Here is a 12,865-nt window from a genome sequence, read left to right as displayed (position 1 = left end):
GCCGCTTCCGTTCCGCATCGGCCTGCGTTTCAGCGCCACTTCTCGAGGTCGCAGAGCACCTCGTCTTCGATTTCGAGCCACTTGCTCACCCGCTCGTCGCCGCTTGCGTCCACGGGAACGGCGGTCCAGACGGCCTCCGTGTCGGAGAGTAACTCGAGCGGCTTTGCGTCGGACTGCGCCTCGTCGGGGATGGGGGTCTCGGATTCCGTCATGGGATACACAATCGTTCGGACCACATAACAAAGACCCCCAACGGTGATTGTCAGTGGATGAAAATTCTCGAAGGGTGAGCGTGTCTGTCACTGTCGAAAGCAGTGAAAATCGAGTGACTTATACGGATACATCGGGAACGAAGCGATGCGGGCGCTTAGCTCAGTCTGGACAGAGTTCTTGGCTTCGGACCAAGCTGTCGCGGGTTCAAATCCTGCAGCGCCCATTCGTTTTCCGAACGATTGAAATCCGACAGACAGCAGCGGGTCGCTTATAAAGCGACTTTGGCTGCCGAATTTGATTTCGTTCGATGGTCGAACGATTCCGAACGAGGCCGGTTCCGTCCGGCGGTTCGCGTACATCTAAACCCGGGCGGAAGGGGGTTAATCATTGGGCCATTGGATGTGACGTACAACCGAAACGATCAGGCACCTCCGTGCGCATTTTGACCTATGCGACGATTTGAGGAGGGGGATCGCGTGCGCGTTGACATCCCAGACCAGTCGGACCCGGACCACGACCGACTACACGGAGTACAGGGGACGGTAGTCGATGTTATTGAAGACGATGCTGGTCAGGAGACCGGGGATCCCCGGGACTCTCATATCTTCTTGGTGGAAACAGAGGAGGGTGACACTGCTCACCTTCGCTGGCGCGATGTCCGCCCCGCTCCCGGTCAGTAATTCAGCTGATTGCCGTACGACGGTGTCTCCACACAACTTAAGAATCTGCGATGACCACTTCACGAGTAGATGGTTGAGAACTTTAACGAGAAGGCAGATTTCATTTGGTCTATTGCGGACCTTCTCAGAGGGGACTACAAGCAGTCCGAGTATCAGAAAGTCATCCTACCGCTGACGGTCCTTCGTCGGCTCGATTGCGTGACCCAGCGCAACAAGGGAGAGGTTCTGGAGCGCTACGAACAGCTTCAGGACCAAGGTATCGAAAACGTCGCACCAGCGCTAAAGAAAGCGTCCGGTGAAAAGGTCTACAACACCAGCGAGTACACCTTCGAGTCGCTGTGTAACGACCCGGATCAGATTGCGAGTAATCTCCAGTACTACATCAACGCCTACGACGAAGAGACCAAGGAAATTTTCGAGAAGTTCGATTTCGGCCACCAGATCCAGCGACTTGATGAAGCAGACCTCCTGTTCCAGGTTATAGAGGAGTTCAAAGAGCTTCCCCTACATCCAGACGAGGTTCCCAACGAGGAGATGGGGTACATCTACGAAGAGCTAATCAGGAAGTTCAACGAACTCAGCAACGAGACTGCGGGGGAACACTTCACCCCCCGTGAAGTTATCGAGCTGATGGTGAACCTCATCTTCGATGAGGATGACGAGGTGCTGACCGAAGAGGGTGCCGTCCGAACGGTATACGACCCCGCAGCAGGCACTGGTGGAATGCTCAGCGTTGCGGAGGATCACGTTCGAGATTTCAACAAAAAATCCAATCTTAAGGTCTTTGGGCAGGAGCTCAACCCGGAGAGTTACGCCGTCTGTAACTCAGATATGCTGATTAAGGGTCAGGAACCGGAGAACATCGCCTACGGCAACTCCTTCACCAACGACGGGTTTCCTGATCGGGAATTCGACTATATGCTGTCGAATCCCCCGTTCGGTGTTTCCTGGAAGAAGGTCAAGGACCAGATCGAACAGGAACACGAGGAGAAAGGGTTCGCTGGCCGCTTCGGAGCGGGCACTCCGCGTGTTAACGACGGAGCGTTCCTCTTTCTCCAGCATATGATCAGCAAGATGAAGTCACCGGAGGAGGGAGGCTCTCGGATTGCGATCGTCTTCAATGGGTCACCACTCTTCAATGGCGGTCCGAATAGCGGTGAATCTGCGATTCGCCGGTGGATCCTCGAAAACGATTGGCTGGAAGGGATTGTCGGATTGCCGGAGAACCTCTTCTACAATACGGGTATACGAACGTACATCTGGGTTCTCTCAAATGATAAGCCGGAGCACCGACAAGGCAAGGTGCAGCTCATTGACGCTGGCGATCTGTATACGGAGATGGACGAGAGCTTGGGTGAGAAACGCCACGAACTCACGCAAGATCATATTGACGAAATAACGCGGATATTTGGTGATTTAGAAGCTAACGGCCGATCCAAAGTCGTGGACAACGAAGAGTTTGGTTACCGACGCATCGTTATCGATCAGCCTCTTCGACAGCGTTTCCAAGTGACAGAGGAACGTATCGCTGCTCTGGACGATGAACGGGCGTTCACCAACCGTGATGAGGAGGTACAGGAGCGAATCAAGGATGCGCTTTCCAAGATGGATGAGGACGAAATCTGGATGGACCGTGAGTCATTCATCAATGACGTTGAACTCCAGTTAAATATGGCTGGTATCGACGTTCGGAACAGCGTCTACAACGCTATTGAGCGGGTTATGGGCGAACGTGATCCTGATGCGGAGATCTGCCGAGATGGAAAAGGAAACCCGGAATACGACAGTGACCTCCGCGAACGTGAGCGCGTTCCACTAGGTACTGATCCACAAGATTACTTTGAGGAAGAAGTGGAGCCGTATCTGGAAAATGCTTGGATTAATGAAAGTAGTAAGTATCACGACGACAAGGACGGTGAATTGGGTGTCGTCGGTTACGAAATTAACTTTGATCGGTATTTCTACCAATATGAACCCCCGCGATCCATTGATACGATTAGTGAAGAACTCCACCAGTTAGAGAGTGAAATCAGCGAATCTCTTCAGGAGTTGATGTAGATGTTTACCACCTCTAATCGAGACACAGTTGACTCAGGCGTCGATTGGATCGGTGAAATTCCAACGGAGTGGGATGCAGTAAAAATTCGATTCGTTGCAAGATTGGAGTCCGGTCATACACCCAGTAAATCGGTAGATGAATACTGGGAGAATTGTGACATCCCCTGGGTAACAACATCTGACATTAAGAAATTCCGAGAAAAAGAAAAAGTATATCTGAATGAGACAGAGGAAGAAATCAGCCAATTAGGTTTGGAAAATTCCGGTGCAAGACTGCTTCCAGAAGGGACTGTCTTCCTTTCTCGGACTGCTTCTGTTGGCTTTGCAGGTATTATGGGGGATGATATGGCAACGTCACAAGATTTTGCTAACTGGGTTTGCGGTGATGATGTTGTTCCAGAGTATCTATTATATGTATTCCGAGCAATGGACCAAGAGTTCTCTCGGTTGATGCAGGGATCGACTCATATGACTATCTACATGCCCGATATTCGATCTCTGGAAATGCCACTTCCTCCCGTGGATGAGCAGAAACAGATTGCGGATTTCCTGATAGACAAATGTTCTGGAATTGATGATCTCCTTCAGAAAAAGCAGTCACAGGTCAAAAGGCTTGAGGAACGACGACAGTCAGAAATCACTTCTGCGATAACAAAGGGAATTGATAAGAGCAAGAAACAAGTCAGCACCGACTCTGACTGGTATGACAAAGTTCCAGAAACGTGGGAACTCACACGGCTGAAGCGTCTACGAAAGCGGAATGTTCCTATCGTGTATGGAATTGTTCAACCAGGACCAGACCAGGAAGATGGTGTCCCATACATCAAAGGAGGACAGTGTGAACCTGAGAAGTTGAATCCTGAAATTCTCTCAAAAACAACTGAAGAGATAGCAAGTAAGTATGAGCGATCCTGTTTGGATGTTGGTGATTTAGTATATGAAATCCGGGGGAGTATGGGCAGAGTTGTCAAAGTTCCACCTGAACTGGAAGGCGCGAATTTGACACAGGACACAGCCCGAATCTCTCCCCAAGAAGACGTGAATGCTGATTGGTTACTATATGCGCTTCAATCAGAACCGTTCTTCCAGCAAATGGAAGTTAATCAACGGGGAGCAACTGTTGAAGGAATTAACCTATTCGATCTACGACGCGGTGTTCTTCCGGTTCCACCAGCAAGTGAGCAAGTCGAGATAGCAGAGTATCTTTCACGTATTGACCAGACAATTGAAGAGACAATCGACCGAGTCTCCACCAGTATAGAGAGAGTTAAGGAATTACGCCAATCTCTAATCAAGGCGGCAATTACGGGCCAGATTGATGTTACCGAGGCTCAAGATATCAGTCAAGAACCGACACCATGAGTAAAATTCACGACGAAGAGAACTTTGAGGACTTCATTGCGTCCCACCTTGTAGAATACGGTGGCTATGAGTACTTGCCATCCGAGGAGTTCGATCGGGAACAAGGGATCTTCCCCGACGTCGTCGTATCTTTCGTAAAAGAAACACAGCCGGAGAAGTGGGAAAAGCTAGAAACCGCGTACAAAGGCAACGCGCGGAAGCGCTTTCTACAGGATCTCACAAGTGCGATGGAAGGGCGTGGGACGCTGGAACTGCTCCGTCACGGCCTTCGGACAACTGGAACGAGAATTGACCTTGCGGCATTCAAGCCGAACACCGGACTGAACCCCGAGGTCCAGGAGCGATACAACGCAAACCGGCTGGGTGTCACTCAGCAGTTCTACTATTCGACAACTGATCCAAAGAAGAGTATCGACCTTGCGCTGAGCGTTAACGGTATCCCGGTAGCTGCAGCAGAGCTGAAGAACAAGTTCACTGACCAGAGTATCATCGACGCGAAGGCCCAATACAAGTCTGACCGCGATCCCGGCGAACCCGCCCTGAAGTTCAAGCGGGGTGCGCTGGTCCACTTCGCCGTTGACCAAGACGAAGTTGAGTACACGACCGAATTGGACGGCGACGATACTCACTTTCTGCCATTCAACAAGGGCCACGACGGTGGTGCCGGGAATCCTCCACGGGAGAACAGCCACCGGACTGCTTACCTCTGGGAAGAGGTGTGGGAGAAGGACAGCTGGATGGAGATCCTCCAGCGATTCATCCATATCGACACTGAGGAAATCCAGAAAGACGATGTGAAAGTGAGGGAGGATGAGACCATCATCTTCCCACGGTACCATCAGTTAGAGTGCGTTCGGAAGTTGGTGGAATCGACACAGAAAGAGGGCGCTGGCGAAGACTACCTAATACAGCATTCGACCGGCAGCGGCAAGAGCAAGTCCATCGCGTGGCTCGTCCACCGGCTCGTTTCGCTCCATAACGACGCTGATGAAGCAGTCTTCGACGGTGTTGTTGTTGTCACCGACCGTACGGTGCTTGACGAGCAGTTACGGAACACGATCTACGAACTGGACCACAAGACCGGTGTCGTCCACGCGATCAAGGGTGAACAGGGCTCGAAGTCCCAGGAGCTCGCTGAGGCCATCGAAGCGGGGAAGCCGGTTATCATCACTACGCTCCAGACCTTCCCGCACGTTATCGAGCACGCAAAGCGACTCCCTGAACGGGATTACGCCGTCGTCGTGGACGAAGCGCACAGTAGCCAGTCTGGTGAGATGGCTCATGAGATGAAGCAGATCCTCTCTGGTATCGACATCGACGAAGACGACGATGCCGAGGATCTCATCGTGAAAAGTGCTGAGACTCGGGGGAATCAAGAGAACCTGAGTTTCTTCGCGTTTACGGCGACGCCGAAAGGGAAGACGCTGGAGGCCTTCGGAACTGTTCCTGAGGATGGGGAGAGCCCCGAACCGTTCCATCTTTACTCTATGCGTCAGGCCATCGAAGAGGGGTTCATCCTGGATGTCCTGCAGAACTACACGACCTACGAGACGTTCTACAACGTTGCGAAGGTAATTGAAGAGGACCCACAAGTCCCGCAGAAGAAGGCAGTCAAAGCGGTCTCGAAGTTTCTGAAGCTACACCCTCATAACATCTCACAGAAGGTCGAAATCATCGTTGAGCACTTCCGCGAGCACACTCAGCACAAGATCGGCGGAAAGGCAAAAGCTATGATTGTGACGTCGTCACGCGTCCATGCAGTTCGATACAAGAAGACCATTGACGACTACATTGAGAAGAACGGATACGATCTGAATGCCCTTGTCGCGTTCAGTGGCACTGTAGAGGATGATGGGTTTGAGTACACCGAGAAGGGGATGAATGAAGGGATTAAGAAGTCAGAACTCCCAAGTAAGTTCGACACCCCAGAATACCAAGTGCTCGTCGTTGCCGACAAGTATCAGACAGGGTTCGACCAGCCGCTTCTACATACGATGTACGTGGACAAGAAGATCTCTGGGATTCAGGCTGTCCAGACGCTATCACGGCTGAATCGAACACACCCTGGTAAAGAGGATACCTTTGTCCTTGACTTCGAAAACGACCGCGAAGACATCTACGACGCCTTCCAACCCTACTACGAAAAGACGACTATTGACGAGGCTACTGACCCGCAGCACATATACCAACTAGAGTCGGAGTTGAACGCATTCCAGATCTATACCCAACAGGAAGTCGATCAGTTTGCGGAAGCGTTCTTCAGTCCAGAGAACAAGGGTACTGAGCAGGCTCACGCAAAGTTGAGCAGCCATATCCAACCAGCACGTGACCGCTTTATGGTCGCTAATGAGGAGGCACAGGATGAATTCCGATCGAAACTTCGTTCGTTCCTCCGACTGTACAAATTCCAGTCTCAAGTCGTCAACTATGCTGACACAGATTTAGAGAAGCTCTACACCTTCGGGCGATTTCTGTATAAGGAACTCCCACGGGATTCTCAGGAATCCCGGGTGGAGTTCAATGATGAACTCGCGCTTCAGTACTACCGGTTAGAGAAATCTGATGAGGGTAGCATCGAGCTCGGTTCGGGTGGCGATGGTGTATCTGTACCGACCGAAACTGGAACAGGTAGCCAAGACGATGAGGAAGTCGAACTCTCCACCATCGTCGAAAAAATCAACGAAGCACTGGGAACGGACTTCACCGAGGCCGACCAACTCTTCCTTGATCAGCTTAAGGAAGATGCTCTGGACGATGACTACCTCCGACGATCCGCCCAAGTGAACAGCCGGGAAAACTTCGCACTTGAGTTTGACGACGCCCTGACAGAGATGTTCATTGACCGTATGGATCAGAACCAGGAGCTCTTTGCCAAGTTTATGGACAACGAAGAAGTACAGGAAGTGATCACTAAGCATCTTCGACGCCAAGTCTACCAGGAAAGTCAGACAGCTGAAAGCTGATTTATGAATTTCTGCACGCCTTCAGTATGAACCGAGAGTTACGGAGGTGAAACGTCAAATACCTCGTAGAGACGATCAAGTGTTTGTTGGTCTCGCAGACGAGTAACTGTATTTTGGTTTGCGTAGAGCCCCTTCTCCCAGAACGCGTTTCTTATTTCCCGAGTCTCTATCCAATCGACACCAATGAGATACTCCCGAAGGTCTGGATCTTCAGCATCCCGGCTTAGATCACCTTCCAGCGGAGCTTCCGTAATTGGTATCTCTTCTTCTTCACCTTCGACATTGACCATAAACTCGGGAGCCGGCGTCTTCTCTTGGGTAACTATCCCAACACCGATGTATCCCTCTCCAGGACTATTGACAAAAATTCGTTTGCCCTCCGTCGCTTTCCCCATGGTTCTGTGATACCACTCACCGTGTCCACCAGTAATAAATCCGTATTTCTGGCCATCAACCCACTTACGGTATTCATTCTCTCCGAAATTCGCATAGAAGTCGTAGCCGTTCCAGGGCTCCCGGACGTCCTCTTCTTCACTTTCTTCGATTTCATAGGGATCCTTAAGCCAAGTGCGGGCGATGTATTCCCGACCATCCTCCTTGTAGTAATTGAATCGGATTGCGTTTATTGGAACGTCAAACTCATCAGAGAGATACTCGATAATCCGCTCTGTGGAACCATCTAACTCCGAGGACACGATCGTGAGCCTATGCTGGCTGTTGACTTCCTCGGGCCCTGCAGGTGAGTCATCCTGTGCGGGATAGAACACAGAGTCGAATCCCGCCTCAAAAGTTTCATCGTGTTCGTCGGATGCCTCGTACAGCTCCTTTACATCCTGATACTCAAGGTTTCGAACCCAAGATGCATAGTCGATAATCTGCGCGGTGACGTCCCGAGGGGACCGATCTCGTTTTAACTCGACTATGTGCAGGTCACCTTCCTCATCAATCGCAAGAATGTCTAACCGCTTCCCACTGGGAGTGATGATCTGTCGGTCAATAACGAGGAGAGGTTGACCGAGAACGTTGGCGTCCTGAAGGAGGAATTCCTCTAATCGCTCTTCACTATCCAAATTCGTAGACGAAACCCGGTGAAACGTGTCGTCGCTCTCAATCCGCCAGAGACCCAAGTCAATCGGCATACACCGTGTTAATCTGCCCTCATCATAAATTCCGGTAAAAACTAGTTCACAAACCTCAAAGCGAATGTTCGGACCGTTTTCACCATTCGTTTCAAGAAACGGCGCGACAGGACAAGTCCTGGTCGGGGATCAATTCCGAGGCTATGATTCTGATACTGTGGTATGCTCAGGGTCCCACCAAACCTTCCCTCGCGCACCGACTTTCTTCGATTCAAGCTGCCCTTCCTCCTCCAACTTTTCTAAACGGTCTCGCACACCTCTGTGGGTGATGTCAAATTGAGAGGCGACTTCACTTGTGGTAAGGACTGGATCCGAAGAAGATCGAAACACTACCAGGATTTCCTCATCTGTAAATTCCGGACGTCGTCCAGGGCCGTCACTCATTATTTAATCCGGCGTCACGTCCCCTGTTAGGGATTTATTCTCTTGAGAGAACTATATTTACTTCCCTCAAAAGAACTAATTGGCTGGGCTACGTATTGCGCCTATGGACTCAACTCCTCCCACGGTATACGGTTTCAGGCCACTGACCGACTTCGCAGGTACTCAGAAGTATGAGCGGGAATGAGAACCTCTCCGACGTCTTATCTGAAGTTTATCACGCGCTTAGTGCCTCTCGTCGGTGTCACGTGATTCAGTTGCTCGCAAGTACTGAAGATACAACGCTACCTGTGCGGGACTTAGCCCGGGAAATTGCGGCCATTGAAGAGGATGTTCCACCCGAGCGTGCAACAGGAGAGCCCTACCGTAATGTGTACAATGCTCTCTCACAGACGCATCTTTCCACACTTTCTGACGCCGATATCATAATCTATGACTCCAATCGACAGACAGTCGCCGCTGGTCAGAATCTCGATGTCGCTGCACTACTAATCGTTCTCAACCAAGCCACCTACCAGACCCTGCAGGGCGATTCACTCCCTGAACCAGCAGATTTCAACAGTACATCAATCAGCGATTGAGCAAGTACCTGTGTTTGGACATTAGATATCGTAATGGCGCAGACCACATCGGACAGTACCCTTCCAGACCGTCAGCAATCTTCGGAACCAGCCGAAGAGTTACTGGATCTGCTGTCCCCACAGCAATTCCGTGAGTGGTATCAGGACCGACAGTGGCGGAAAAACATCGAGAATGGGCAACCATATTTCAACGGGCCAGGGAGCATCCCTGACCCGGAACGCCACAGCCCAAGCCAACTCCTCCAGTGTCACCGGAAACTCGTATACCGGCAGGAGAACGCCCCAGCTGAACAACCAGATCCTCGTGGGATTTTTTGGTTTGGTACGAGATTTGAGGAGGACTTGCTGTTCCCGTTTCTGAACCGCGCCGTTACGGGAACAGACACGTACGTTCAGAACTCCATCTGGATCGATTTCACGGTACAGTCCGACGCAGGAGAGTTGCGGATCAAGGGCGCTACCGACCCGGTAATCGTCGATTCGGACGCAACACCCATTCTGCCTACCGAGGTCAAGACGAAATCCTCGGTAGACAGCATCCGAGAACCAAACCGGCACCACCGTGCACAAGTACATGCCTATCTCGTGGGGCTGTCGAAGAAATTTGAGCAGGACTTCACCGACGCTGTGCTTGTATACGGTGGACGGGAAGCTCTGGAGTTGAAAACGTTCCACGTAGAATTCGATGCCGAATTCTGGGACGAAGTAGTGGTTGACTGGGCCGAACAGCATACTCAGTACCGTGTTGATGGTGAGTTACCGCCTGCCGATCCTGAATACGATTGGGAGTGTCGGTTCTGCTCCTACCGTACGAGGTGCGGTAAGGGTGATACGGATCACCGAGACGTCGATCCGAACGGATTGCTCGTAGGTTACGGCGGATATCCCCTGAGTGCTGTCATTGAATATCTCGATGATAACCCGGATGAGTCTCTGACACCAACATTGGCCAAAAAATTCCCCAAGCTTGTAGAGGAGTACGGTGTAGTCAATTGGTTCTGCCAGCGCTGTTCGTCGGAGATCGGTTGGGATAAGGTAGATCCTCAGGGCAGTCCGATCTGTCCTCTCTGCGCTGACCAGGATGAAATTTCCAGTTTATCGTTAGCAAGTGGGGAGCTATGACACAGGTAGAGCAGGGGCAGAGTGAGACGTGCCCTGCGTGTCAGACAGAGGATATTGACCATTCAGTCGAAGAGTTCGAGGGCGTCTGTGATTCCTGTGGGTTTGTCCTTCAGCAGGATACGAACTCAGTTGAACTGGAGTGGGAGATTACAGACGGTGCATTCCAACGACCAGAGAAGAGAGATTGGCTCTCGGAGTGTCATGTGAGGAATGCGACTGAACAACAGCTTGCTGAGGCATTTAATCATCTGGAGGACTTCGCAGAGAAGCTTAGTCTTTCGGAGGAACTCCGAGAAGGTGGAGTAGATCTCTACTGTGATGCATTCCGCGCAGAGCTCACTGACGGGAGAAAAACGCCCTGTATTGTTGCAGCGTGCCTACGCCTTGCCTCACGCCAATTGGATCAGCCAGTTCCGAAAAGCCGTTTCACTGATTTCTCCGGTGTTGATAAGACAAAGTTCAATCGAAGTAATCTTGTATTATGCGAGGAGTTAGACATCGGTCCTCATTTACCGAAACCAAAAGAGTACATTCCGTTCCTGCAGACACAACTGGAGTTAGCGGATGCCGTCTGGAATGCCACAGAGCGCATTTTAACCACTGTAGAGGGGCAGCAATCGTTCATCGGTAAGGATCCTGCTGGAGTCGCTGCGGGTGCTGTGTACGTCTCACAAGACGAACACACGCAGTGGGATGTCGCCAAAGCAGTTGGACTGTCCACCGAAACTGTTCGCCAGCGCATCAAACAGCTACGGGAGGTGATTGACGATGTTTGATGGGTCAGTACGGGAGCGAGTCTCCGAAAGCGACAAAAAAGAGCAACTACGGGCGGCGGTATATGCACGAACATCATCGAAAAACCAGGAGTTCGGGTACTCGCTTGACGCTCAGGTAAGACGGAGTGTAGATCGGTGCGAGTCTCTCGGATGGGAAGTCAGATTCGTATACCGCGATGGGGCTGAGAGCGGAAAGGACACTGACCGTCCGATGTTCCAGAAGATGCTGAGCGCGGCAGAGCAACAGGTGTTCGACGTGATCGTCTTCTGGAAACTGGACCGATTCTCACGTAGCTTGATGCATGCAGTACAGTTGGAGTCCGAATTACGGGAGCACGACGTTAATTTGTACAGCGTCACGGAGCAGATTGACACGACAAGTGCGACAGGACGGTTCAACTTTCGTAATATTGCGAGCGCCGCTGAATTTGAGAGAGATATGATTCGCCAAAGGACAAAGATGGGACTGAACGAACTCGCAGTAGAACGAAAGTGGCCCAACGATTCCGCACCCTTAGGTTACGAACTGGATCCAGAGGGTAGGCTCTCGATTGTCGAGGATGAAAAGAAATTGGTAATTGAGATCTTCGAACTCTACATCGAAGAACGGTCGATGCCGGAGGTTGCGAGACTTCTAAATGAACGTGGACACCGTACACAGGCAGGAGGTAAGTGGAGTCCACGGGCAGTCGGAGATATTCTTCGGAACGAGATTTACAGGGGAGATTACGATGTTGCGGACGTGTCTGAGCACGTTCCTGAGTACCAAATTGTTGATGACGCGACCTTCGAGGAAGTAGTGTCGATTCGACATCGGTTCCAGCGAGACGAGGCCTCGAAGTCGTCAATGTCTGATCCAAGGAAGGAGCGCGCAATCGAAAGAATGCGGGAGATGTATCGTGGATATCGTTCCGGAAATTCGACGAGAGGTAACCCATGCTCGTAGCGAAAAGCGACAAACTCGGTCGAATCCTCTCGTGTACAGAGATTCAACCCCTGAATAACGAAAATAATCATCCTGTCGTCACACAGGACTTCAGGTGCCCAATCTGCGAAAAAAGAGTTATCTACAATGATACCCCCTCTAATCGGACTGGCGATTACTTCCGCCACGCCGATGGAACTGCTGACTGTTTTCAAACCAACTCTGTCTCCGATGAGCACCGGGTCGCAACGGAAATAACACTGAAAGCGCTTCACAACAGAATTAAAGAGGTTACCGGTGAACCGGTAGAGATTGACGTTGAGCGGTGGATCGGCATCCGAAAAAAATTCGTCATCGCAGACGTTCGAGTTACGTCTCCACTCCAAGTTGCGGCTGAAGTCTACTATAAGTCTGGACGGCTTGCATTAGGACGCAAACTAAACACGATGTTCGCAAACGATTATCAGGCGTATCTGATTTTTCACAGGGACGGCTGCCATGATGTGGATAGAGTCGAACGTTACATTCGACGCGTTGCACCACTTCGTGTCGGCCGGTTTGATCCCGAAACGCTCGAACTCACACTGGGTGACCTCTTCTCGAAACAGCAAATCGAACTGAGTTCAGCCAATCGAGATCAATTACCGAACTACATAGCCCGGTGA

General features: G+C 51.1%; 11 protein-coding genes and 1 tRNA gene. 10 read left to right on the top strand and 2 right to left on the bottom strand.

Annotation, left to right across the window (positions count from 1 at the left end; translation table 11 throughout):
- Positions 1–29: 29 nt before the first annotated feature.
- Positions 30–212 (bottom strand): DUF7511 domain-containing protein, encoded by a 183-nt coding sequence (locus tag HYG81_RS34805; protein ID WP_180840742.1) that lies wholly within the window; start codon positions 210–212, stop codon positions 30–32.
- Positions 213–361: 149 nt separating this feature from the next.
- Here HYG81_RS34805 and HYG81_RS34800 point away from each other — a divergent pair.
- From HYG81_RS34800 to HYG81_RS34785, 5 genes are all read left to right on the top strand, one after another.
- Positions 362–436: transfer RNA gene (locus HYG81_RS34800), tRNA-Arg, on the top strand.
- Between the two features lie 226 nt (positions 437–662).
- A complete protein-coding gene (locus tag HYG81_RS46075) occupies positions 663–893 on the top strand; it encodes a DUF8139 family protein (RefSeq protein ID WP_486641980.1) in 231 nt (76 codons plus the stop codon).
- Positions 894–962: 69 nt separating this feature from the next.
- Positions 963–2,951, top strand: a complete 1,989-nt coding sequence (locus HYG81_RS34795) for a type I restriction-modification system subunit M (protein WP_180840741.1) — start codon at positions 963–965, stop codon at positions 2,949–2,951.
- Positions 2,952–4,313, top strand: coding sequence for a restriction endonuclease subunit S (locus HYG81_RS34790; protein WP_180840740.1), 1,362 nt, complete (start codon positions 2,952–2,954; stop codon positions 4,311–4,313). It abuts the gene before it with no gap.
- A complete protein-coding gene (locus HYG81_RS34785; protein ID WP_180840739.1) occupies positions 4,310–7,276 on the top strand; it encodes a type I restriction endonuclease subunit R in 2,967 nt (988 codons plus the stop codon). The genes HYG81_RS34790 and HYG81_RS34785 overlap by 4 nt, the downstream gene beginning before the upstream one ends.
- Positions 7,277–7,314: 38 nt before the next feature.
- On the opposite strand, the gene HYG81_RS34780 is transcribed toward HYG81_RS34785, so the two are convergent.
- Positions 7,315–8,415, bottom strand: a complete 1,101-nt coding sequence (locus HYG81_RS34780) for an endonuclease NucS domain-containing protein (RefSeq protein ID WP_180840738.1) — start codon at positions 8,413–8,415, stop codon at positions 7,315–7,317.
- 629 nt (positions 8,416–9,044) lie between these two features.
- Between HYG81_RS34780 and HYG81_RS34770 the strand changes: the two genes are divergently transcribed.
- Genes HYG81_RS34770 through HYG81_RS34750 form a run of 5 tightly spaced genes read left to right on the top strand, consistent with a single transcriptional unit; the run spans position 9,045 to position 12,865 of the window.
- Positions 9,045–9,377 carry a DUF7344 domain-containing protein gene (locus tag HYG81_RS34770; protein ID WP_180840736.1) on the top strand — a complete coding sequence of 111 codons (333 nt, stop codon included), beginning with the start codon at positions 9,045–9,047 and terminating at the stop codon, positions 9,375–9,377.
- Positions 9,378–9,410: 33 nt separating this feature from the next.
- Positions 9,411–10,499 (top strand): CRISPR-associated protein Cas4, encoded by a 1,089-nt coding sequence (locus tag HYG81_RS34765; RefSeq protein WP_180840735.1) that lies wholly within the window; start codon positions 9,411–9,413, stop codon positions 10,497–10,499.
- Complete coding sequence (locus HYG81_RS34760) at positions 10,496–11,275, top strand: transcription initiation factor IIB family protein (protein ID WP_180840734.1); 780 nt, start codon at positions 10,496–10,498, stop codon at positions 11,273–11,275. The genes HYG81_RS34765 and HYG81_RS34760 overlap by 4 nt, the downstream gene beginning before the upstream one ends.
- Positions 11,268–12,221 (top strand): recombinase family protein, encoded by a 954-nt coding sequence (locus HYG81_RS34755; protein ID WP_180840733.1) that lies wholly within the window; start codon positions 11,268–11,270, stop codon positions 12,219–12,221. The genes HYG81_RS34760 and HYG81_RS34755 overlap by 8 nt, the downstream gene beginning before the upstream one ends.
- Positions 12,212–12,865: a competence protein CoiA family protein gene (locus tag HYG81_RS34750; RefSeq protein WP_180840732.1), complete on the top strand. Its 654-nt coding sequence runs from the start codon at positions 12,212–12,214 to the stop codon at positions 12,863–12,865. Before HYG81_RS34755 ends, HYG81_RS34750 begins: the two co-directional genes overlap by 10 nt.

It is taken from the genome of Natrinema zhouii, from assembly GCF_013456555.2.
GTDB classification, from domain to species: Archaea; Halobacteriota; Halobacteria; order Halobacteriales; family Natrialbaceae; genus Natrinema; species Natrinema zhouii.
The sequence above is the reverse complement of the archived record's forward strand: the minus strand, read 5'-3'. Positions and strand labels throughout refer to the sequence as shown.